14 protein-coding genes are annotated in these 25148 nt (G+C 44.4%); 3 read left to right on the forward strand and 11 right to left on the reverse strand.

The window, feature by feature from the left end:
• Positions 1-18: 18 nt before the first annotated feature.
• The 7 genes from L1D31_RS22645 to L1D31_RS02850 all read right to left on the reverse strand — a co-directional run bounded on the left by L1D31_RS22645 (position 19) and on the right by L1D31_RS02850 (position 17765).
• The gene (locus L1D31_RS22645) at positions 19-6489 is read right to left on the reverse strand and encodes a tandem large repeat (RefSeq protein WP_239835567.1); all 6471 of its coding nucleotides are present in this window, start codon (positions 6487-6489) and stop codon (positions 19-21) included.
• Between the two features lie 611 nt (positions 6490-7100).
• On the reverse strand, positions 7101-8294 hold the full coding sequence (locus L1D31_RS02825) for a DUF3103 domain-containing protein (RefSeq protein WP_239835568.1): 1194 nt from the start codon (positions 8292-8294) through the stop codon (positions 7101-7103).
• A gap of 258 nt (positions 8295-8552) precedes the next feature.
• Positions 8553-10967, reverse strand: coding sequence for a M9 family metallopeptidase (locus tag L1D31_RS02830; RefSeq protein ID WP_239835569.1), 2415 nt, complete (start codon positions 10965-10967; stop codon positions 8553-8555).
• Between the two features lie 155 nt (positions 10968-11122).
• Positions 11123-12064, reverse strand: a complete 942-nt coding sequence (locus L1D31_RS02835) for a chromosome segregation ATPase (protein WP_239835570.1) — start codon at positions 12062-12064, stop codon at positions 11123-11125.
• On the reverse strand, positions 12064-13389 hold the full coding sequence (locus L1D31_RS02840; RefSeq protein WP_239835571.1) for a sphingomyelin phosphodiesterase: 1326 nt from the start codon (positions 13387-13389) through the stop codon (positions 12064-12066). The genes L1D31_RS02835 and L1D31_RS02840 overlap by 1 nt, the downstream gene beginning before the upstream one ends.
• A gap of 245 nt (positions 13390-13634) precedes the next feature.
• The gene (locus tag L1D31_RS02845) at positions 13635-16106 is read right to left on the reverse strand and encodes a collagenase (protein ID WP_239835572.1); all 2472 of its coding nucleotides are present in this window, start codon (positions 16104-16106) and stop codon (positions 13635-13637) included.
• A gap of 315 nt (positions 16107-16421) precedes the next feature.
• Positions 16422-17765 carry a DEAD/DEAH box helicase gene (locus L1D31_RS02850; protein WP_239836365.1) on the reverse strand — a complete coding sequence of 448 codons (1344 nt, stop codon included), beginning with the start codon at positions 17763-17765 and terminating at the stop codon, positions 16422-16424.
• Positions 17766-18109: 344 nt separating this feature from the next.
• Here L1D31_RS02850 and L1D31_RS02855 point away from each other — a divergent pair, with 344 nt between their 5' ends.
• On the forward strand, positions 18110-18358 hold the full coding sequence (locus L1D31_RS02855; RefSeq protein WP_239835573.1) for an Lpp/OprI family alanine-zipper lipoprotein: 249 nt from the start codon (positions 18110-18112) through the stop codon (positions 18356-18358).
• Positions 18359-18413: 55 nt separating this feature from the next.
• Here L1D31_RS02855 and L1D31_RS02860 read toward each other — a convergent pair whose 3' ends face one another.
• Genes L1D31_RS02860 through L1D31_RS02875 form a run of 4 tightly spaced genes read right to left on the reverse strand, consistent with a single transcriptional unit; the run spans position 18414 to position 22493 of the window.
• On the reverse strand, positions 18414-19334 hold the full coding sequence (locus tag L1D31_RS02860) for a L,D-transpeptidase family protein (protein ID WP_239835574.1): 921 nt from the start codon (positions 19332-19334) through the stop codon (positions 18414-18416).
• 1 nt (position 19335) lies between these two features.
• Complete coding sequence (gene phrB / locus L1D31_RS02865) at positions 19336-20751, reverse strand: deoxyribodipyrimidine photo-lyase (RefSeq protein ID WP_239835575.1); 1416 nt, start codon at positions 20749-20751, stop codon at positions 19336-19338.
• A 4-nt stretch (positions 20752-20755) separates the two neighbouring features.
• Positions 20756-21541, reverse strand: a complete 786-nt coding sequence (locus L1D31_RS02870; protein WP_239835576.1) for a MerR family transcriptional regulator — start codon at positions 21539-21541, stop codon at positions 20756-20758.
• Between the two features lies 1 nt (position 21542).
• On the reverse strand, positions 21543-22493 hold the full coding sequence (locus L1D31_RS02875) for a DUF523 and DUF1722 domain-containing protein (RefSeq protein WP_239835577.1): 951 nt from the start codon (positions 22491-22493) through the stop codon (positions 21543-21545).
• 350 nt (positions 22494-22843) lie between these two features.
• Between L1D31_RS02875 and deoD the strand changes: the two genes are divergently transcribed.
• Complete coding sequence (gene deoD, locus L1D31_RS02880) at positions 22844-23554, forward strand: purine-nucleoside phosphorylase (protein WP_006960227.1); 711 nt, start codon at positions 22844-22846, stop codon at positions 23552-23554.
• Between the two features lie 63 nt (positions 23555-23617).
• A complete protein-coding gene (locus L1D31_RS02885) occupies positions 23618-25087 on the forward strand; it encodes a lactate dehydrogenase (protein WP_239835578.1) in 1470 nt (489 codons plus the stop codon).
• Positions 25088-25148: the final 61 nt, after the last annotated feature.

Raw genomic sequence — 25148 nt, forward strand, 5'->3', positions numbered from 1 at the left:
CTCAGGAGAGGTGAGTAATTATTGAACGGTAATTGTTTGAGTCGCTTGGTCTGCGCTCACATTTCCACTGTTATTACCTGAAACCTGCACTTCAAATTCTCCGGAGTTCCAGTTCGTCGCATCTATTTTGCCAGTAGACCAAGAGCCATCCGATGTTACTGTAACAACTTCATCAAGCTTGGTACTAAAGTTCCGCTTAACTTTCACGGTTAGCGTGCCATTGTGTTCGATACCTTTGGATTGCCCTGTGATATAAAACTCGCTAATTTCGTCTGATTCAATAACGTTATCGCCTGTTAATGGCTCGATTTCAATCAGTGGTTTAACAAAAAACGGTTCTTTATACACTTGCCCTACAGTATTGCCTGAAGCATCCTCAAAAGTGTTTAATAGAAACTCTTCCGTCGCACTGCCGGGCGTTAAATTAATCTCACTGCTTGTTTGGCCAGCCCACTGCTCGGAGATATCATCACCCATAGTGACTTTAGTAAAGGTCATAGGTACTCCAGCAAAGCTCCCGGAGAGCCCTTTTACAGACTCATCGAAGTTAACCGTTAAACTCACTATGCTACCCTCTTCTGGCATAGATGGCGTGAGAGACTCCACTTCCGTTACCGTTGGAGGTAAAGTATCTACAATGGATACCGAACTATTAGTCACGGGCTCTGCGGCAATCCCTTGCTGGTTTGTACCAGTGACTTCAACAGTGATAAGCCCCATTGGCCAATCAGAGATATCCTGACCACCACTGTTCGTGGTCCAAACTCCAGCTTCGGAAATAGACACTGTTTCTTGCCAAATAAAAGATGGCTCTTCTTGCGAGGTCACTGTAACGGTAATCATTTTCGTATCACCTGCGAAACCAATGCCCGTACCCTGGATCACCACATGCTTGGCCTCTTCAGAGTCAATCTCATTGTTACCTTCCACGGAATCTAGAGACAGTACTGGTTTCACCCCAGTTGCTGTCTCTTTATCACTGCCCGCTTCATTACCCGAGAGGTCTTGATAGCCCGCATTCACCACCGCGGTAATCGTGTCATCATTGGACGATAGCGTAACCGGCCCCACGGTTTCACCTACCCACTGCTGGGCGGGTTCGTTACCGGTGAAGACCACATCTACACCGCCCACGGTCGCCGTCACATTCGTTACAAGTTCACTAAAGTTCGCTGTAATCGTGACCTTCTTACCATCCTCTGGCACCACTGGTTCAAAGGCAATCTCACCGACCACTTGAGGTAGTGTGGCATCGGTGTAAGTAATGGTATCTGTCGCGGTATCCGCCGCCACACCATTATTGTTCAGACCAACAACCGTGAGATTAATATCACCACTTGGCCAATCACGGATATTTTGCGGTGAAGTACTCCAAGCACCATTTTGTGCTACTACGACCGTCTCTTCAAAATGGTGCTCCTTGGCGCTCCCGCTTAGTCGAGCCACAACCGTCACTTCATCATTCGCTTGAAAGCCTCGCGCCGTGCCTGCAATCACTAGCTGACGGGATTCTTGCTCATCAATGGGCCCACCTCGCTCCGTAATCTCAATCACGGGTTTCACGGGAGCTTCCGTTGAGCCTTCCTGCCCGCTATTGCCTTGCGCATCTAGATATTGCGTTACGGTCACGGTTTTGAGCACTTCATTGGCGTTCACTGTCACCACATCCGACGTGGTCCCTTCCCATACCGTCTTCGCCCCGTCTCGAGAGACAAAATTCACGTTCACACCGTCAACGTTTGCAACAACATTCTCCACGCGCTCGCTGAAAGTCACACTGACGAAGGCCGTTTGGTTATCGATGATAGGATCTCCTGAGTTCACGATGATAGTACTCACCTCAGGCACAATATCATCCTGCAACTCAACATCTTGACTTGCTTCGTCAGCGGCGTGAGAGTGGTCATTCATACCATTAACCGTGATGTTCAAGGTGCCGCTTTCCCATGATGAGAGGTTTTGCGATAAGGTTGCCCAAGCCCCCTCACTCACTGTTGCGGTCAGATCTAGTTCATCATTAAGTGGATTATCACTCGAAACGGCTACGCTCAACTCTGCGCCATCTTCAAAGCCTTTTGAACTCCCCGATATAACAAAGGCATCAGCCTCACTGGTCGATAAGTCATCAATATTCGGTATGGTAATGACGGGCTTAACATCAACCGGTTTCTCAAAACTGTCTCCTAAGTTCGGTGAACTTGCTGTGTCTTCGTAATTTGTTACAACTAACTTTGATGTGGATGAATTATCCGGAAGGATAAGCTCTGGGCTCGTCCCCACCCAGATTTTGGCAACGTCATCAAGCTGGCTAAAGGTAATCACTTGTCCGTTCAGAACTACTTCTGGTTGGCTCACTCGCTCACTGAAGGTCAGCGTGACGGTCGCTACTTCACCATCAATCAGCACTTCCTCTTCCGAGTGGGCAGACATAATAGTGCCTGTGGTTCCAGACATGGAAATTTGAGAATCTAGGACTTCCGGTTTGATACTGTCAATGTATTGGGAATTCTTTTCTTCAACCACCTCCTCAGACTCGCCACTATTTCGGCCTCTCACTTCAATTATGAAGTCCGACTCTTCCCAATTGGACATATCTTGATTCGGTATTGACCAAGTACCATCTTGGTTTACCTTGACCCCTGTGAATTCAAATTTATCGGTATTCGGGCGCTTGTCTGAAACCACTTTGACGGAAAGTTCACTATCTTTTAAAAAGCCTGTTGTTGTCCCGCTAAAGGTTATATTTGTAATGTTATCTTCTTCGGCATCAACAATGTTGTTATCTGTAACATCATCGATAGTGATGACCGGTGTAACAATGATGTCCTCAGAGAACTCCGCACCAACATTATTGAGTTCATCGTGATAAGCACTCACCACTAACTGTTTCGAATTCTCATTAGGATTAAGTGAAATCACTTGCGATGTTGTCCCAGTCCAGAGCTCTTTGAAGTCTTGAGATTCACCAAAATCAATATCGATGCCGTCAAATGTTGCAATGACCGCTTTCACTGGTTCGTCGAATTGTAGTGTTACAGTTATATTATCAGCTTCAGTTGGATGCTCAGGAGCCACTGCAGTAATACTGCCCGCAGGTGGTTCGTTATCTACATAATAAGTTGATGCCACGTAAGGGCCTTCAAAATTGCCGAATCCATCTTCCACCTTAGCGACAATTTCAAATCGTTCAGCTTCCGAGAAATCAGAGGCTAGAGAATCAATCGTGAAATCGTAGACTTTTTTATACTCCGTTGATTTGTCGTTATTGAGAGTAAATTCTATATCGGTCAACGTCTTTTTTTTTGAGTCATTCACCCAGTGGGCTGACAATTCTGTCTTCCGCTCATTAACTGTGGCGATATCTTCGATCGTTACCTTAGAGTGGACTTTACCTGCGATGTTATAATCGGCTCCTCCCGCTTCGGTATAAGCTCCCTCCTGTTGTATTAGGTTCGGCGTCACATTGACCGACGGTGCTTCCTGATCAATGCTGCCACCTTCATCATCAAAGATATCCTCACCAGAAAATGTTGGGTTCGCTGTCGCAAAATGGTTGGCTTGCTCAAGTACCTCCATAGAATCTACATTGTGAATTCCATGCGCCACATCATAGTAACCTTGAGCAAGCTCTTCACGGTACGTGGCCGAAGACAGCTCATAATTGCCAATCTTTATGCTGCCGCTGCTGCCTTCTCCATTTGCCTTACCATCATGCGATAAGTCTTGATAGAAGGCTAAGGCGTAATTCAACGAATTAGCCGACTGGTTCTCCGCCATATTGGTTAAGCTTTCGAGTAAGAAACGGTAGATATACTCATCTGAAAGAGGTTCAGGCAAAGGATCCTCTAACATTTTGTTGGTTGCATATTTCGTCGTAACAGGATCAAACCCAAGCATAGAGTTTGGTTGCGAATCTAGAGCAGAATTAACATCAGCTAAAATTTTTCGGGCGGTGCCTGCGGTTTTATCCGCTCCATCTAACTTATCCCACTGGCTATCAAATAAACCTGTGTGGTAGCTAGAGAATTCAGTTATATAGACGGTATTCTCATCTACTGCAGAAAAATATGCTCCAATATCTCCAGTATCGGGAATAGTAACTTTCGTAAACGTATTATTGCTCCATTGATAATAATGTGTTTCTCCCCCCTTATCACTTAAGTACACTCTAAAGAACTCATACCCTGACGAATCATAAGCAATAGTACAGCTGGCAACATCCTTTTGACCATCCACTTGCACAGTGTCGCATGAGTCTATGTAGTTAAAGGCTCCAAGATCACTCAAACCTTCTAACCTCACTGAAGCATCAATAAAGGGAGTAACAATCGTCACTTCAGGCATATCAAATGAAGTTCGGTAATAGACTTCTTGTGGTTCACTTTCATTGCCAGACGCATCTAAAGTCGAAATAACCAATTTTTGTCTATCCTGAGATGTTTTATTTCCATAAATGACCCCAAGAACCTCTTTAACATAGGGGACATAATACGTCATTTGAGGCACTGTACCGTCTGCTTCATGCTCTAACTTTTTAAAAGGGATCCCTTTGTTTTCACCTGGTTTAGCTTTACTAGCTACTTGCTCTGTTGTGATGTGCTGATGGTATTCATCCTCACCTTCTTTTTTGGAGTAATATTTAACTCTCAAAGTGAGGTTTTCTGCTGAGGAGCCATAGGTTTCTGAACCATTTTGGTCAGTGATGGTCACTGCTACATATGGAACCGATTGATCTACGAGATCTTGTGCGATGAAATCTGTAAACTCCAGCTCATCATCAATCTCTCCCATAGTGATAGCTAAGCCCTTTGAAGCATAATCGTACAGCACTTTAAGATACTCTGTAGCAGTTTCTACTGAGTCACTATTGTATGTAATGTCAGAATACACATCTTTATAAACAACTCCTTGCTCATTTTCAAAGTCAAAGAGTACGTTTGGGTATTCCAAATATAACGTTGGTGGGGTGTTATCGTTATATAATGTAAAGTTATGAGTACCAACGTTACCGTGAATGTCTTCGGCTGTAATTTCAAAATTTGCTTGTTCTCCAAAACTATCCGTTAAATAACCAACAGTCTCAAACTTACACCAAATTTCATCCCCAAAAACTTCCTCACAACTATAAGGCTCTGCTTTGCCATTAGACAAAGAAACAAGTACATTTCCATCTTTTAATAAATTAGGATCTTCTTTTACCAAACCTTGAAGAACATAGCTGTCAGCTTCACTATTGATAGTTTCAGCCGAAGTGATTTCAATGATAGGCGCGATATTGTCCCACTCAAATGGGATTTGAGACCCTACTTGGGCTCCATCTCCATTGCCGAGAACATCAGTAGCATGAATCAACAAATACGCTTCTGGTGAGGCCTCGACACTCTCTGGGTCCAGTTGTTCTGTGTCTACGTAAACTTTTAAGCTTGTTTCTCTTGGCCCTTCAACAAACTCACTTGTATCAAGCCAACAGATATCCCCTTCAGCTGGTTCAGCAGAACATATCACATCAGTCCATTGCTCACCGCTATCAAACTTGTGCTTTAATGTCACTTCCGCCGACTGGATACCAATCGTATCAGTCAGAGTGATATCAATGGACTCTGTGCCTTTAAGCACGCCATCCCCGTCTCGTATCGCAACCGGAGGCTCCTCATCAATGACCGTTTCTTCACGCGCAGGAATCGCACCGTCGGTTGAACCATTGGTACCTAATGCGTTTAGGTGCTCCGCCATCACCAGGTAATCTTCAACCGGGGTATTGGAAACGTTCAGGTCAGGATCACTGACAACCACTAAGGTGTGTTCTGCCATTTGATTGGTATAAGTATCAGGTGTCACTTTTTCTTCACCAAAATAAATATCTTCATCAAACGACCCAATAAGCTCCGAACCGTTAAGAAGCCCATCAGCAACAATGTCTCGATAACCAATATCAGACAGGTTCAACGAACTATAAACATTACCCGCATTACCACTTTCACCAATTAAGTCATAGGCATAGGAAGAATAAGCGGTCAACAATGCACCATACAGGTGTCCATCGCTCGCAGAGCCACTGATTCCCTCTTTGGTAATATCAATAGGCTTCACGGAATTGACATTGAATCCATACATAGCATTGATCGTATTGAGTGCATCATCTACAGCCCTTGAAGCTTCTTCACCTTGTTTGATCTTATATTCTGCAAGGCCCGCCACCATATAAGTCAAGGGAGTGAGCATCACATCTTGATCATTCCCTTCACCATAGTTAATAACACTGACTATCCGAATCGGTTTACCTTCACTGGTTTCTATCACCTCGTCCGTCAGAGGGTCTTTGTAAGCGCCCCCTTTCGCCTCTATATACAAAGGCATTGAAGCCGCATCGACTTCAATCGAATATTCACCGTATGCTGTCGTAGTGGCAGAGCCTAACTTACGACCGACTTTGCCATCTTGATATTCGTAGGCGGTAACAACAGCTTGAGAGACGGGTGCATCAAACACTATCCCGGAAACCGTACCTGTATCTCTGGACTGTGGTGACGAATCACCACCACCTCCACCACCTCCACAAGAACTCAGTGATAAAATGGTTATGATGGTGAGAAAAAGTTTAGTTATATATGGGTATCTCAACATGGTGCCGATGTGACGTTGCAAAAAAGTGGCTAAATTATATTTTCAAGCTCGATAATGGCAACGCGACATAATAACTAGAGATAAGCAATATAAGGATATCTAACCATATATAAATCTACAAAAATAGATTTCACTGCAAGTAAAATTAACTATTGCAATAGTAAAAATGAATGCTAATAAATATTCAAAGATAATGATTATGATATTTTTTTTGAATAATAAGAGCTAGGTAACATTAAATGATAACCATAAAAAATAAATAAAAAAAAACAATAAAAAATACAAATATAATATCTACTCACAAGGAATATAAATATAGAGTTACATTCACGGAAAGAATGAATTAGCTAATTAAGTGATAACATTCACTATTAAAAAATGGTAATGAATGAATGCTTTACATACAAAATATAAATAAAAAAGAGCGTATATCCTTTCAAATATACGCCCTTGTGTGAAAATCAGAATACTATCAATTATTCCGTCGGTGAAATGGTCACTGGTTTGAAGGTGGCGATGGCATTACCACCAGCCCCAGGACGATCAACATATGTTGTATTCTGCATCAAGGTGTAATAAACATCGACATAATCATCATCGTTGGTTAGTAAGCCATCTGGAATCACATCGATGATCTTACCAGTAATCTGAGCAATAATGGCGTAGCCTTGAACTTCTGGATCTGGGATCATTTTCAGAATTTCTTCCGCCGCTTTCACCAACAATTTAGCAAGCTCTTTATAGTCAGTGCCGTCATCTTGTTCCATCAGAATCATATCAACAGCGCCCCAACGATAGCGCGGCCAAAGGATCATAGTCTGCCCTGGATAATAGTCTTGACCATCGTAATCAAGGTAAGGCATTTCGACTAAATCAATTTCTGGCTCAACGCGACTTGGATCGACACCAGTAATAATGGCGTAGACTTCAGCTTTGCCTGAAATCCAAGGCTCTTGGTCGTCATTCAAACGAATTTTAGTCAACTGAGTGGTATTAAGAGGCTCAACATCAGCAGCCATGACCGAGCGGCTCATTTTGCTCATCTTAGTAACGGGCTTAGGTGCTGCATCATTGGTTGTGAGCTCGGTATCCTGACCTAAACGCTTCATCTCCGCTTGCATGGCCATCAAGCCAGCACGCAGCTCTTCGGCACCATTACTGTCCACAACCAGTACAGGCACATCAGGCATCTCATAGACGTCCAACTCATGAACTTGGCCATAAACATCATACGCTTCGATATATTGCCAATTAGAGTCATCACCCGATGGCTCGAATGCAAACAGTGGGCTTTGACCCTCTTTCCAGTTTTTCACCATAGAAGCATCCGCAATGCGTAGCTCCATTATTGAGTCGCTGTACTCACTAATCCCTTTCATTGCACGATAACTGCGCTCCGCTTTTTGCATTTTCTGGCTAAACGCAGAGTATGGCTGAGCAGACTGTAGTTTATTCAAAGGTGCGGAGAGATGCTCTTCACTAATCTGCGACTTGATTGAAGATTCAAGATCCGCATAGCGAGCACTGATTTGTAGTGCGATAGATTGTTTCTGTTGTGCAATAGCCTCAGCCTTGGATTGAGCATCTGTTGTGTCTACAGTCTGCGCATTCGACTGGAAGCCAACCACTGCCGTCGCAAGCATCATGCTGATAGATAGATTTGGTCTCATAAAAAATGATCCTTATTTTAATTTTTATCATTAATAGAGCATTTGCCCTACCCATAAAAACCTATCATCAATATCAATAAGTGGAAGTAAAACGATTGCATTTTGTTTTATTTTCCAGCTCAAGATCACTTTTTAACCAAATTGTATGATATTTAATCTTATCTAAATTAGAATATCCGAATAGATAATCCAATCAATAAACAATTTACAATATTATTAACTAAAAGAGCACCTTAGGTGCTCTTTTGTACTATCAAACTAATAAGTGGCGTACAACTCCACCTCTCCTCCTTGTTGATCAGCACTCAACGTAAAGTGGACATAGCCCGCTTGATCCACCTCAAACTCAACAAACTCACGGCTCCTACTCTGCTGACTCGCTGTATCAAAGTTGTCTCTTGTCGCCCAAGTATGTTTGCCAACGAATACATCCACGTTGCTCTGAATTTCATCTACAGGGTTTACCCAAAGCCTCACTGTAGCTGGTCTCTCAACATACATGCCTACATATCGCGTTTTATTTACCTTGATTTGTAAAGGCTCATTCACCGACATTAGTTTTGGCGTCAAATCATCTTGTTCAGCAGAAGGAGAGCGAGACACCGTTTTACTTGTCACCTTAACGGATTCAAATGATTCGCGAGCGGTTAAGCTGAAATAGTAACGGCCCGGAGTAATGAACCCGTTTGGCTGCGGTTTGATCTCAATTAGCTCGTCGCTTCCGCGCTGAAAGTCAGATAGCTGATACTCATAGTAGTGCGCCACACTTTGGTAGCTAGCGTATAGATCTGCGTCACCATCACCTTCAATCGAAACGGAGAATTCTGTCACTTCCGCAGGGATATCGATGTAAAACAGATGCTCATCGTAGGCGTTAGCGCTAAAGATCTGCGAATAATTGGCGGCAAAACTCGCTATTTCTGAACCTTGTGGCGATTGTTCTTTCTCACCGTCATCGTTGTGCGAGTCAGAATCGGCAGATGAGACTGCTTCTAGCCACAATTCAAACTCGTCATTGAACTCAACACCCAAACGCTTCGCTTGTTCACTCCAAGCCGTATAGTCGCCTTCTCGCGCAGCCTCCAATAAGCGTGCCATGCGCTCAGGGTACTCTTCTAGCATAAACCTCACCCCGAGATAACCCCAGCGGTAGATGCGGTTTACGTCATCTTCATACGTGGTTTCAATGACTTCGCTGAAAGACAGTGGCTGATGTTCAATCAAATCTACCGCGGCTTGGTAACCTTTACGGTAATGCATATACTCAGCAAATCCTTCTAGCCACCAGACCATATGACCACGGCTTAAAGTATCATTAAAATCACCATAGAGGTTGAAGCGCCCATCTAAATAGTGAACGTACTCATGCTCTAGGTTTAGGATGGCAAGCTCATCACCGGAGTCGTAGCGGTAAGCTAAAAAGCGAGCCACATTTTCAGGTTTGGATGGATCACCCTCTAGATATTGCCCTCCATTATCTGTGCTGTTACCGAACAGAAAATTAGAGTAGGTGACGTAAGCATCGTTGTCCTTCCAGACCACCACTTCTACCTTGTCATTATGATCATCATTGACTGGAACCCACCCAGAGTTCACCACCTGATGAAAGTCAGCTTCAACTGCTGACAGAACATCACACGCCTGTTCAGATTGTTGCTCTGATAAGTTTTGCGAACGAATGATCGCAGCGCCCTGACATTCATAACGGTGGGGAAGCACGCTGAGTTCAAGCTGCTGCTTACTTTGTTCAAGCTTTAATTTTTTGCCTTCTTCTGGCGCGTAAAATAAGATCATCTCCGCCGCCGCAATCCATAAACGCTCGCCTGCGCTGCCGATCGCATTACGATCCAGCGTACGTTTCATAAACGCCATCACCTGGTTACGAAGCTTGTCATCACGACTCGCTAATAAACGACCAGATTCACGTACCGCATTGTAGATAAGAAACTCAGCGTCCGTACCCAGTGCCCAGCGATTCTGATCAACAAACCGCTCTAACCTCACCAAATAGTCAGGGTGAGCTGCGAGATCCGCATAAAAATAGTCTCGCGCTACGTGACCACTCATCGCTCTGAACAAATTATTTAATCCATCCACATACTGCAGCTGTTGGCTATTTTGGCGGTTGAAGCTTTCGAGCAGATCAAGCATGGCGGACATAGCAACTGGCAGTTGTTTAACACTATCGACCATTAAGCTTATCGCAGACATCGCACGTACTTGCTCGCGGCCAATTGCTTGAGCATATTGGCTGCTTAGGAATTGAGCTGAGATTTGAGCCAGATCACGACTCAACTCTTCAGAATAATAGCCATAGCTTGATTGGGTTGAGTAACGCGCAAAGTACGAGGCTTTGATAAATTCGCTAAGGTTGGCAATTCGCTTAGCCTGCTGCTCATCCCCATCATACTGCGTCACTTCTTCAAGCAACTCGCGCTGTACTTGTCTGATTGACGTTTCGCTGTAGATGCCCGTCGCTGCTTCTTCAGGCGCATTGAACCATGAGTGATAACACGACGGCTCGGCGAGTTTGATTTGTGTCACCCAGTCAGAAGAGCGCGAAAGTAACTCATACTCACACTCCGGGGCAGATAAGGCATTGAAACTGATGCCAGCTAATAATAAAGCGCTGGCAATTTTCTTGGGAATAAACAAACGTTGATTATGCTTCATACGCAACACCACACTTATTGTAATGATTAGGAGCTGCGTTATATCAACTATCTATAAATCACATAAGACCGATTGATAAGCAATTTAGAGACTGGTTCCGATAATGCCTTAGATTAAATCTTCGCAAACGATTAAATAAAACACTTATTTAACAACTAGTTATAGTTAAAAAAGTTAATACGAAAGTCGCTAATCTGCTGCTCAACGTACTGTTGCCACTCAAGATCAGACATTGCTGACCCCGCCGTTGAACGTTGCTGGTCGAGTGACTCTTTGAGATCAGATAGCTGGCTTTGATAGCTTGCGACTTGTGCCTCCTGACTCGCGACTTGCTGCTCTCGTTGAACAATGGATGCCGACTGTTCAGCATTGAGGTATTTGGTGGCGAGCTGTGCTTTTGCTTGATCCTTTTGCTGCTGCGTAAAAGTGCTTGGTATTAGACTCACGCCTTTTTCATAACGTGCAGCACCGCTATCTAAAGACAGCGACTCTTCATTATGTTGCCATTGATTCAGCAATGCTTCATAGCTTTCAACATAACTCTCAGCGTTATCAGTCGCTAAGGCCTGGGATGCCAAACTAAAGTCATAGAGCGCATATTCTTCAGCAAACATAACACTTGCAAGCTCGCCCCAAATTAACAATGCCTGCCGCTTCATTTCTGCAATTCGATCAGCTAACGACTGGTATTGACTGAGCTCCAGCTCTCCCATTACCTCTTGCCACTGGGCTTTCAATTGAGGGTAACGAGCAAGGAGTTGATACCTAGCGTCCAACAGTTCCGCTTGGAGCTGAGCCAGTAGCAGTTCACAATCGTTACGCTGTTGGCACTGTTGCCAAAAAGATTCCAACGCTTCAACCAGCGTGTTTCCTGACGCTTCCGCAAGAGGATTTAACACTTTGCCTTGATGGGGAATCGTATTTTCGGACTGACTTTCACCCTCTTCCACTGTTCGAACAAGACTCTGGTTAGCAGCGACAGGTTGGTCAGAATACTCCCTCTCAACCGCCGCCCTAGAATTAACAACCTCATCAGCAGGCCAGAGAAAGATGCCCGCCGCAACGACGAGCATCAACAACAGGTAACGATAAACCATTACTTAATAACCGCCGACACAGGGAAATGGTCGGATAGATTGTAGTGCTTCCACAAGCGTTCATCTGTGCTGCGTGGTACATCTACACGGTTATCGTTGAATGATTTCACCACGTACTCGTCACTCACCATCACGTAGTCAAGATATTCGACATTCTCACCACCTGACATGGCTTCGCCAGCAAAATCATTAATGCGTGGATCGAAAGTCGATTCCGTGTAGCCTGAGTATTGCGGTTCAATTGCACTGAGATTCGCAATCATCTGCTGATAATCACCAGGGAACTTACGCTTGTTTACGTTGAAGTCGCCGCTGTAAACCACCGTTTCACTGGATGGAATATTGAGCGATGTAGCCAAGTCACGGATCTGTTTGAACTGACGCTGGCGATAATCACGAGCGGTATCTGTATCGAACGACGCTGTATGCGTAGCAAACACGTGATATGCCTTACCACCTTTAATTACTTCTGCGTAGTTGACACCTTTGTCCGCGAAGCAATCCGTTCCGGTACAATCAGGGAATACATACTGGGCTTGATTGACGATTGGGTAACGGCTGACGATAGTGACACCGCCGTCGTAAATGTTGATGCCATCTTTATCTAACATCTTGGTCTGGTAAGGATACTCTTTTGCCAATTCGCGTAGAAACTCCTCTCGACCGCTGGCAAACACTTCTTGCAAAGCCAACACATCGTAACCTTTGACGTATTCAGGGATCAGTGCGTAGCGATCGCCAATGTGCGAAGCAATAACAGGCAACGCCCAAATGTTGTAAGTCATTAACTTAAGCGTGTTTTCATCTGGCTCAACCGTTTCATCGACTTTGGCTGGTGTGATGGTGTAGTAAAGGTCATCATAACGAGCGGTATTCGCAGACTTAAACGCCAACTCCGCTTGTCGCTCACCAAATGCGGCCGTATTAAAGCGATGTACATTACGGTCATCTTTTAGAGCCAGTTCAACATCAGAGGAAGACACCCCATATTCAATAGTAGAGTTATACCAATGACCTTCCATCACTTGGTTTAGTACGACGCTTTCACCTACAGGGTTGGAAACCACGGTGTTGAATTGGTATGTCTTGCCCGATTTCACCCCTTCCCAGCGATTAAAGCTGAGTACTTGCTTGGTCTCCCATGGCCCAAGTGTTTCTGTGTGCTGTTTCCATTCTTCTCCATACTCAAGTAAATCGGTACCATCATGGCTCACCTGAATAGTCAGAGACTGGTCTGAATTATTGGTCAAATATACATCTGTGTCCGCTAAAGCGGGAAGCGCAATCAGAGACGCTAACAAGATATTCCACTGCTTAAGATTCATGTTTTGTTCCTTAGTTTTTGTTTGAAGGCTAGAACTTAAAGCAAACAAGTTGCATATTTGTTATAAATATATGACAAGAAAAAAATCACACAGGTTAATGAAAAACTGTGACGACAAGTCTATTTTTTGTTCAATTTAATGTTGGGAATTTAACATTTGACCTAATAGGGCAAGACTGGATTTAATCAGCGAGAAGTCGCTACGAAAAAGCCCAGCAACTGCTGGGCTTTATTCGAAGTCACAACTTACTGACGGCAACCTGCTGTATTGAAATCAACCACCAAAGCTGCATTGCTGAACTCTCCTGAGACTTTCAGGTATCCCCAATAATTCGCCTGACCATTAATGGTGATACATTCTGAATTGCCTGAATTATCAGACCATCCATGAAGATTAGATCCTTCGTCATTTGGCCAGCCGAAGTTGCTGTACTCCAACTTCAGATCACCAATCCCATGCGCCGATGTAATCGACATCGACTGATATTCATTAACCCCTTCAATGCTAAGCCAGATAGGTGATTGAGAAGCTAAACAGACAGGCTCTCCCGCGACCAATCGTCCCCCACTGACTTTTGAACGATCCGCGCAGTCCGTTGGCAGTGAATCATTATCGCCTTGGCTACGAATATTGATCGACGTATTAGTACTAGCGCTTAACCCATCATTATCCGTCACGGTTAAACGGACCGAATAACTCCCCTCACGGCTGTATTGGTGCGTCGGATTGGCCTGTGTACTGGTCGAGCCGTCACCGAATTCCCAGTAGTAGTTTGAGATTTCACCGTCGGAGTCTGAGCTGTCTTTGCTACTGAATGAAATGGCTTCACCTATTTGTCCCTCACTTTTGACTGATATTACTGCGGTTGGTGGCTGCGGATCCGAGCCACCATTAACCAACTCTTGTTGCCATTGTTCAAACTCACTTTGGTAAGCCGTAGACCAACCACTGATAATGGTTTTGTATTGCGACCAGTTGCCTTTTCGCGTTTCCACCAGCATCTGGTTTACGTCATCCATATGGCGCTCAAACATAAAGCGGACAGCCAGATATCCCCAGCGATAGATTCTGTCAACATCAAAGCCGTTGTACGTCGTTTCAAAGACTTCACTGAGTGTGTAGGTGGATCCGTCTTTGATCGTGTCTATGGCTTTCTGATTGCTGTCTTCGTTGGCGATATACTCCGCTACCCCTTCACTCCACCACACAACCTTTTCAGTTGGATGACCAAAATCACCATACATATCAAATCGCCCATCCAAGTAATGGACATACTCATGCTCTAGGTTCCAGACAAAATGATCTGGATTGGCGTATGAAGCTTCATAAGCAATGAAGTTAGGAACATTTCCTGGCTTGGCTGGATCACCCTCGAGATACATACCACCATTATTAGTATCAATACCGAATATGGGACCAGCATATTTACCATAGTCATCACTACTATCGAAAATATTGACTTGTAGCTGGGTGTTATGATCATCTTCAACTGGCTGATTACCCGTTTCTAGACGCTGATGGAAATACCCTTCTTCATAGCCCATTTTTTCACAAGCTGCCTGATGCTGAACTTGAGTCATATTCTGGGACAAAATACGCACCGTCGAGCTGCAGGTATAACTTTGGGACAGCACTAATGACTTCAGTTCTGTTTTGAAGTTACATATACCTAGATCGGTACAATCCGAGTAATGTGAAGCTGTGTCCGCCGTTGCCAGCCATACCGCATCGCCAAAGCCATACATTTCATACTGTTCGAAGATCTGCTTCACCTTGGCTTTGACACTCGCCTCAATGGTCGTATTTTGATAGCGCGTAAGTCGGCCAAGTTCACGGCCAGCGTTCGCAGTCATAAACTCATCATCACGACCAATGGAGTCTCGGTTCAATGCAAAATTTGACAATGCATTGACTAGATCAGTCTGTTCACCGATTTTAGCTTGGTATTCATCATTCCAAGTTCCTCCAAATAACACAGTAAATACACTGTTGACCGCATTACGCATATACCAATTTTTAGCGTAATCCGAGTTCCAGCGATGTAGCCATTGCGTGACCACGCCAATGTATTCATGTTCAAGGCTGGCACTGTCCATGGTAATAATCACTTCAGCCAGCACCTTACCGTGAGCATCGCTGTTCTCGTAAAAATGACCGTTGGCAACAAACGCATCTACCGCCTCTTTGACAGCAGGACGTACCGAAGAGGTAAAGCTGACTTCATCGTTGTAAAACTCTGCGTAATAGCCTGCACGTAAGTAAAGGAATAATGCTTCCAACTCATCACTTCCTCCACCTTGGTAATGCTTGGCTAAAGTGGTCGTGTGTTTAGCTACATTGAACATATTGACAGATTCAAATGTCGTCTCCTGAATACGGCTTTCCGCAGAGAACAACTCATTGACGCAGTTGGCACCTTGAGTGGTGATAGTATTAATCAGACTGGTGCTGTTCGATGTAGCAAACGCTTCTACATCACAAGGTATTGTCGCTTCTTCTGCCGTTACCCTATTCAGTTTGCTGATTATCGGCTCAGGCCTTTTAGGCGTGAGTTTGGTTGGTGCGTATTCTAGGTGTTGATCTTCTACACCATGATGATGTTCGTGATTGTGTTCTGCATTGTGCTCGACGACCTGCGGTACGGGCGCGCTGATGGCATAGGCATTCGCACTAAGTAATACACTAGCCACTGTCACTGTTATTTTTTTAAGTTCCATCTTATTTTCTTCTGTCTGTCGTTAAGTAGAAGCACTTCACGGTGAAGTACCATGTGCAATCGATAACCGATCGCCACTTACTCTAAACAGAGAAAAATATGCATAGTAAGCAAAATATTAACACTGGATATTCTGGTCTCAGTTTCTAATCTTGCTGGTTTCAAAATCCCATCCTTGATTTTATTTTCAGGAGAGAAAACCATCTTATGCTACTAATTCAGCCACTTTTTTACCGGAAATAGGCTGTCAAATGGATAAAAAAATCCCCAAACCTAGGCTTGGGGATTGTGGTACTAAAGCGACAATCTGATGACGTTACTCATCATCAACTTTTGGCGCGACTTTCTTTTTCGGGATGAAGACCGAATCACCCACAGCCACATTCTGGTAAAAACCTTTATCTCGCTGAACCGGTTTCTTCGTCGCTTTCTTCGTCTGTGGTTTAGCTTTCTTGACCACTTTCTTCTTACCACGGTAATCCGGTTTACGTGGCTTAATGCCTTTAAATTTACCTTCCAAGCCTTCCAGCTCAGAGAAAGTGAGATCTTGTTGCAGATACGCCTCCACCCGTTTAAAGCTGTCCCAGTCTTTAGGGCCCACCAAAGAGACTGCATCACCTTTATTACCAGCACGGCCTGTTCGACCAACACGGTGAACGTATTCTTCAGTGTGCTTAGGCATATCGAAGTTCACCACATGTGTCACATTGGCAATATCCAGACCACGAGAAGCCACGTCCGTTGTTACTAGAATCTTGAACACCGCACGCTCGAACTGACTCATAATGGTGTTACGCTGTGCCTGATTCAAGTTACCACTCAATGCAATCGCTTTAAGCTTCTTCTCGTTGAGTTTTTCCGTCAAACGCTCGGTGTCAACACGAGTTGCCGTAAAGATGATCAACTGCTTATAGTCAGCTTCTTCTAAAATACGCTCAAGAATCGCTTCTTTATGATCAAGATGGTCACACAAGTAGAACTTCTGTGTGATATCTTTATGTTCTTCGTTCGAAACACCAATTGCAATGCGTTTTGGGGCATCGAGCATTTCAAACGCAATTTCATTCACTTCAGCGTGATCCAACGTTGCTGAGAACATCAGTGTTTGACGGCGACGATGCTTAGCCGCGTTGTGAATACGACGCAGCTCAGGAGCGAAACCAAGATCCAACATACGGTCAGCTTCATCAAGAATAAGTGTCTCTAAACCATCCAAATGAAGAGAGCGGTGGTCAAGGTGATCCGCAAGACGCCCCGGTGTAGCAACGATAAATTTCGGGTAACGACGTAGCGCTTTCACTTGATCGTTGAAGTTTTCTCCTCCGACAATCAGAGTCGCGTCATAAGACAAACCACCCAGCATAGAACGTAGTTCACCGTATACCTGCTTTGCTAACTCACGCGTCGGAGCCAAAATCACACCACGAGGATCTTTTGCAGAAAAAGCTTTGTTCTTTAAAGACTTGTGCAGCATTGGTAGTACAAACGCCAATGTTTTACCTGAGCCGGTTTTTGAAGAAGCCAACAGATCTTTACCAGCAATCGACACCGGAATGGCTTGTTGCTGTATTTCTGTCGCCTTCTTGAAGTCAAAATGCTTCAGGTTTTTCAGTAAGCGATTGTCTAGGCCTAAATCTTTAAAGTGCAAAGTATTCTCCAAGTTCAAATGTGCGTTTCAGCCTTGCTCTTGGTTACGGCTTAAACGCGAAAGTGTTCAAAAACGCGCTATGATACCGTGAAAGGTTAGCACTGGATAGAGATCACAGAAAATTATCTGATTTCACTCCCTTTGCACCCCTCATTGTAGTTAGAACATTGACATTTATACCTCTCACCAGTGAGACATGTATCAACTAATTTGATAATTGCTTAAATTCTTGGGTTTTTTTGACTTTTTTCTGCTTTTTGAAGCCTAGATTTGAGTCTACACTTTATGAACCGTCACTATATGAGCAGAAATGTATAGGGCGTCTTTTTGATACTTTAAATGCAAGGAGTTCTTCTATGAACAAAATGTTGATCGCAGCTGCGGCGTCTTCTGTACTTCTTCTAGCGGGTTGTGCTTCTGGTCCAGACGAAGCATCTTCAGCAAAAATTGACGAGCTAAGCAATCAAGTTAGCCAACTAAGCCAAGATGTACAGGCTCTACAGTCAGAAGTACGTAAATCTGGCGATGCAGCAATGTCTGCTCAAGAAGAAGCGGCACGAGCTAATGAGCGTATCGACAACATTGCTCAGTCTTACACTAAGTAATTCTGTCAATTTTCGATCAGAAAGGGCCTGCAATTGCAGGCCCTTTCTATTCGTTTTAAAGCGATTGATGAATGTAGGAATCACTTGGTGACACCACCTCTACCGGTACTCCGTTTTGCGCCAGAATCGCGGCTCTTGCTTTCGCATCAGACAAATCAAACTCTTCTAACCACCATCTGAGCTCATGAGGAATCGTCAAATCTTTTTTGCTACCATCGCTGCGCGTTAGCGGTTCATGCGCTTCAAGAAACACACTCCGGTCGGGTTCGAGTGCAATCTTTACTGGCTCATTAATCACCCGCACTTTTTCGCCAAGTTTCACTTTTGGAAATAGCCAATCAATATCCTTAGGATCCATACGAATACATCCTGAGCTCACACGCAGGCCAATACCAAAATCTTTGTTGGTACCATGAATCAGATAATCTCCAACACCGTAAGCAAGACGCATTGCGTATTCACCCAGAGGATTATCAGGCCCAGCGGGTACAACTGGCGGCAATTCTATCCCTTTTTCAAGATACTCCTTACGAATAGAAGCTGGCGGCGTCCATGTGGGGTTCGGTCTTTTTTGACTGATGCTGGTGACCATTTCAGGAGTATCACGCCCAACTCGACCAATACCTACAGGAAAAATATGGACCAAGTTTTTCTCTGGTTGGAAGTAGTACAAACGAAGTTCAGCAAGATTGATGACAATACCTTCTCTTGGAACCTGAGGAAGGATAATCTGGGTTGGGATCGTCAACACGTAATCTTCAGCGGGAAGAAAAGGGTCAACCCCCTTATTCGCTGCCATTAGGGTCAGAAAGCCGACATCATACTGCTTAGCAATATCAGCTAAGTTTTCACCACTTTCAACTTGGTGATATTGCGTCCGTCCGACCATATTACTCCCCTCTGGAGGCAGTTCATAGGTTGCGGCAAATAGTGAAGCACTGAAGCAGCAACAGAGAGAGAGTAGTGTTCGCAACATTCTAAGCGTCCTTCGCTTCCTTGTAGAGCCGTAAGGTTACTTCTCTTTCCACCTTGTGATCAACTATTGGCGGCGGATATGACAAGCTTCTTACACCGCTCCATTTCCAAGGTTGATGAATATGTTTGTCTGGTACCTGAGCCAATTCAGGTATCCACTGACGAACGAACTCTCCGTTTGGATCGAAACGTTCTCCCTGAGTAATGGGGTTGAAAATGCGAAAGTAAGGCTGTCCATCACAGCCCGTTGAAGCACACCACTGCCAACCACCGTTATTCGCCGCATAATCACCATCGACAAGCTTATTCATGAAGTAGCGCTCCCCAACTCGCCAATCCACATGAAGATCTTTCGTCAAAAAGCTCGCGACTATCATTCTAAGGCGATTATGCATCCATCCACTCTGATTGAGTTGCCTCATTGCAGCATCGACGATCGGAAACCCCGTCTCCCCCAGCTTCCAGGCCTCAACCTGCTGTGGTTTATTGTGCCATACCAAACGTTCCCCCCAATCCACAAAAGATCTACCTTTACTTAACTTCGGTTCGAAGTAGATCAGATGTTGATAGAACTCACGCCATATCAACTCACTTTGCCAGACTTCTCTACCTTGGCTAAGAGGAGGTGTCTGGCCAAACATCAAACGCGCCATACACTGACGAATGGACAAAGCTCCAATGGCTAGATAGGGTGAAAGCTGACTGGTTCCTGAAACTGCTGGAAAGTCACGATTACGTGCATAACCTTCAATAGCTTGGCTATCAAAGTCTCGCAGCTTTTGAATGATTGATTGTGTATCAACGACATATTGGTCACTCGGCTCTCTTGAGTAACTGAATTTAACATCATCATTAAGCAAAAGAGAGCCTAATTGTTCAGGTAGTTCAGTCGAAGTAACTGCCTTGGGTTGACGAACGTGAAACGAGCAAGCATCAAGTTTTGCAAGATAGGCCTTCTTAAATGGTGTGAAGACTTTGAAGTAACTGCCTTGTTTGTTTACCACACTACCAGGGGTAAATAGGCACTTATCATCGCTGGACTCAAGTTGAATTCCGGCATGACTCAAACAAGATTCAAGCTTAGCATCACGTTGCTGTTCATTAACCTCATATTCTTTATTCACATAGACTCGGGTAGCCCCCAGTAAAGTAGCAACCTCAACCACACATTGGGCGCTCTTCGTATATGTTTCAACCTGCTGATAAAGCAGTGGGATACGCAAAGATTCGAGATCTTGCTTTAATGCCTGTAAGCGGCGATAGATCAAGTCGGCCTGAATAGGTGCCACACCATGATCCTGCCATGTTTCTGGCGTGGCAACATAAATACAGACAACCGGTTCACCCGTTTCAACGGCGTTGATCAATGCAGTGTTATCTTCGACTCTTAGATCACGCCTTAGCCACACAAGATTCATGACTTTACCCCTTAAGTCGCTGAAGCAATTCTGAAAGCACCAACTCACCTGAAACAGAGTCTTCCAGTTGTTTAATGGCAGACAATTGCGACTCACTCACCGCACGCGCACTGTATATCGCCAGTGCTGAGAATTCATCTAAGCATGGGTGATCGATCAAGCCAGACAAATCTTCAACGTCGTCGATCAAGGTGACTTTATATCCCTTCTCCACCAGTGAAAGTGCCATCAGACGAGAACCAATATCCATACTGCCTTGAACGCAAATAAACAGCGCTTTACCTGAACGTGCCACTTTGTTTTCAGCTTCAATGATAGCGTTGAGTTTAGTTAGCATCAGCGTATGGAATAAACCAAACTGAAGTGAACGCAGACTCTGCCTGACAAATCCAAGGGCTTGCACTACTGGTTGAATAAACTGGGCTTCTACAACATGGAGTGGATACTCTTTAAGCACCGAATGTATCAAGGTTTCAGCCTTACCTTTGTTGAGGTTGGCCAAAGCGTCCAAAACAGGCTCAACATCCTCTAGTTGAGTTTCACTAGCAGATACTTCGGATTCAACCTGCTCTCCTGATTCCAGCAAAGCTTTCACCTTACCAATCGACACTCCTTTGCCTAACCAGCCTTGGATTTTATTGATTAGGTCAATGTGTTTCTGAGTATAGAGGCGGTGACCTTTTTCTGTTCTTTCAGGCTCAATCAAACTATAGCGGCGTTGCCAAGCTCTCAGAGTGACTGGTTTTACGCCCGTCAGCTCAGATATTTCTCTTATTGCGTATCTCTTCATCTTATAGTCCGTATCTCAAGCGCATTTCCTGAGGGTGTGGCTGCAAAAATTTCTGCTCGGATAAATAAGCATCCGGATAAGCAGCCAAGTAATGTTTAATTAAAGTGATGGGAGCCAAGAGCGGTAACGTGCCTTGACGATATTGGTCAATGACATTGCACAGCTCGGCTTTCTGTTCTTTAGCAAGGTCTCGTTTGAAGTAGCCCTGAAGGTGCATCAAAACATTGGTGTTATTCTTGCGACTTGCTCGGTGAGAGACCGCCTTCATCAAACCAACACGGTATTTCTGGTAGAAAGTATCAATATCATAATCTTTGATGCTCGCAACTAAGCGGCCAAGCTCTTTATAAGATTGAGGGTGGTGCGCCATCAAAGTCAGTTTATAACGTGAGTGAAATGCAACAATTTTACCTGCTGTCGGTTCCCCTTGCATTGAATCGTAGAAATCTCTTAGCGTGTATATACGAGTAATGAAATTCTCCTTCAGTACAGGGTCATTTAAGCGACCATCTTCTTCTACAGGAAGCCACGGCATCTGCTTCATTAACTCTTGAGTGTATAGGCCGACACCAATATTTTCGGCCCCACCTTTCTTGTACACCTTGACTCGCTCCATACCACAAGTCGGTGACTTAGCGCAGACAATGTAGCCACATAGGTCGGTATGACTTAATTCAGCCACTTTACTTTTGGAGAATTCCACCATTTTGTCTGTGTGATCTATGGATGCATCTTTTGTTTCTACTAGAGCAATACGTTCTTGGTCCGAGATCAATCGGATCGTTGGTCTCGGAACAGGCATTCCCATCCCTACCTCGGGGCAAACAGGAACAAACTCGAAAAAGGGAGCAAGTTCTTTAGTAACAAACTTACTGATCTTATGTCCTGAGTCGAAGCGAACTTTTTCACCTAAAACGCAAGAACTAATGCCGACTTTGATTACGTTGCTCATATGATGCTCCAGTATTCTTGTTAATGTGTACAAAAATATCTTTTGTATAAGTTTTAGCACAACATTCCAAAGTTATACAAGAAATAAAAATGTACAATTTAACGAAGTGTTACGTAATTGATCCGTTTTCGGTTCATTTCTGAAGCAATCGTTTTTCCAAATCGATTGCATTAACCCTTTCAACAAAAAACGTTATAGACACTCATATCTATAGTTAAATGGGTAACTTTTGTGACACACTTCTCACGGAGCCTTGTCATATCTAGCTAGTATTTCTTCAACAGTTTTTTGAGAATCAACAAAATTAGTAATCAGAATACATAATTACTAATAAACTTGGAGTAACTACTATGGCAACCCCACACATTAACGCTCAACCAGGCGATTTCGCTGAAACAGTTTTAATGCCAGGTGACCCTCTTCGCGCTAAATACATCGCGGAAACCTTCCTAGAAGACGTAAAACAAGTTTGTGATGTTCGTAGCATGTTTGGCTTTACAGGCACTTACAAAGGTCAACGTGTTTCTGTAATGGGCCACGGTATGGGTATCCCATCAGCTTGTATCTACGTTCACGAGTTGATCGCTGAATATGGCGTAAAAAACGTGATTCGTGTGGGTAGCTGTGGTGCAGTACGTGACGACGTTAACCTGATGGACGTTGTCATTGGTATGGGTGCATCCACAGATTCCAAAGTGAACCGTATCCGTTTTAATGATCATGACTTCGCTGCAATTGCTGATTACGGCCTTCTAGAAGAAGCGGTAAACCAAGCACGCGCTCAAGAAGTACCTGTAAAAGTGGGGAACGTATTCTCTGCAGACCTTTTCTACACTCCGGAAGCAGACATCTTTGAGAAGATGGAAAAGCTTGGCATTCTAGGTGTAGATATGGAAGCCGCAGGCATCTACGGTGTCGCTGCGGATCTTGGTGCCAAAGCACTGACTATCCTGACAGTGTCTGACCACATCATCCGTGGTGAAAAGCTGAGCTCTGAAGAGCGTCAAAAATCTTTCAATGACATGATGAAAGTTGCGCTTGAGACAGCCATCAACATCTAATGACCTTTCTTTTGCTGCCAGTGCCTTGGCTCTGGCAGCCCAGATAATCCCGAGGGGGAGATAGTGACAACTGGCAAACTGCCTAAGGAAGCAGACGGGTTACAACTCAACTTTTGTAAAACATTGGCGTGTGACAACTTTGGATTGAGTGATGCACATCGATACGTCGTGCAACATGCTAACCCTAAGCGACCTGCGATGGTTTGTCGGGAGTGCGGTGCTTTCCCCCCCTTACTTAACAATCAGGAAGTGTTAAACGAACTCCATCGTTTAAGACAACTCCACAGTGACGGTCTTCCAGCGTGTCGCAATACCGATTGCGAAAACTGTGGCTTGTCTGTCCATACTCACAAACATCTGTATCATGCCTTTGGTTACAGCGGTGACCGTCAACGTTATCGTTGCAAGCTGTGCCAATCGACGTTCGTGGATAAATGGTCAGGTGCCAACAAAAAACTCGCCTTTCAAGAAAACCTCCTCGGTCTGCTCTTTATGGGCTACTCAGTACGTGAAATTTGCCGTAAATTAGAGATCAACCCGAAGACGTTTTACGATCACCTCGATCACATCGCTAGCCGATGCCGCCGCAAACTCGCCATGTTTGATGCCCGTTGGGTAAATCATGCCGAAAAGTATGAGCTCGCCTCTTACTATGTGCCTCTGCAGCCGAAGAGCAACAACGGCGTTTTATGGATCGCAACTGGAGAAGCAAGCTCGGGCTATATTCTTTGCCAGCACGTCAACTACTCTAGCAATGAAGAGCCACAAGGGGATATCGACCACGACCCCTATCAGGAAACCGCGCGATTTGTCTCTCGTGATCACTCATCAGAGGCCAGCATTCCTGTGCCACAGCCTTCACCGGTGCTCAGAGAACGTATCGACCAGCAATATCAAACCATTTTAGCCCGGGGTAATGTCGAGGACCCAATGGGTAACCTGACGGTGTTCAACTACCCATCAAAAGGGGCGCTCATTCGTCCACCTTATACATCTTACGCCCATTTCCTGCACGTTTTGGATCTATGTAACAGTGAGCGTCAGGTTTCTATCTATTTACCTCAGGACCCAGTTTTACGCTCTGCGGCGCTCAGCGTCTGTCTACCACGTATCCAGCGTCAAAATGTCGACCTTCTGTATGTAGAAGAAGACGCTAACTGGAATGAACAGCATCTGGTAGGCAAAATCGACATTGTTCATATGGGATGGTGGCGAGACCGCTGGGCAATTACCTCTTTTGCCAACTCGTCTAAAGGGATCTGTTATCTAGCAGGCAAGAATAACGAGCCTAAAGAATGGCTTAGCAAAGCAAGTATTCGACAAACTGAGTTCTATCAACAACGATTCCAAACTCTGTTTGAAAGCTTCATCAATGAGCCACGCCGTAAGCTTCGTCCAGGCGGGCTACTACCTATGTTGGACATTTTTCGAGCATGGCATAATTTGTGCTACCAAGATAAGAGTGGTATGACTGCAGCGCAGAGTCTTGGTTTAACTCAGTCACCTTTGACTCTGCGGGAACTGCTTTCATAATTACTAATATTGTGAAGTACGCCATTAAACCTTAGGCGTATTAATGCTTTTACTAGAGTTG

Source organism: Vibrio sp. Isolate23, assembly GCF_022398095.1.
Lineage (GTDB): Bacteria > Pseudomonadota > Gammaproteobacteria > Enterobacterales > Vibrionaceae > Vibrio > Vibrio coralliilyticus_A.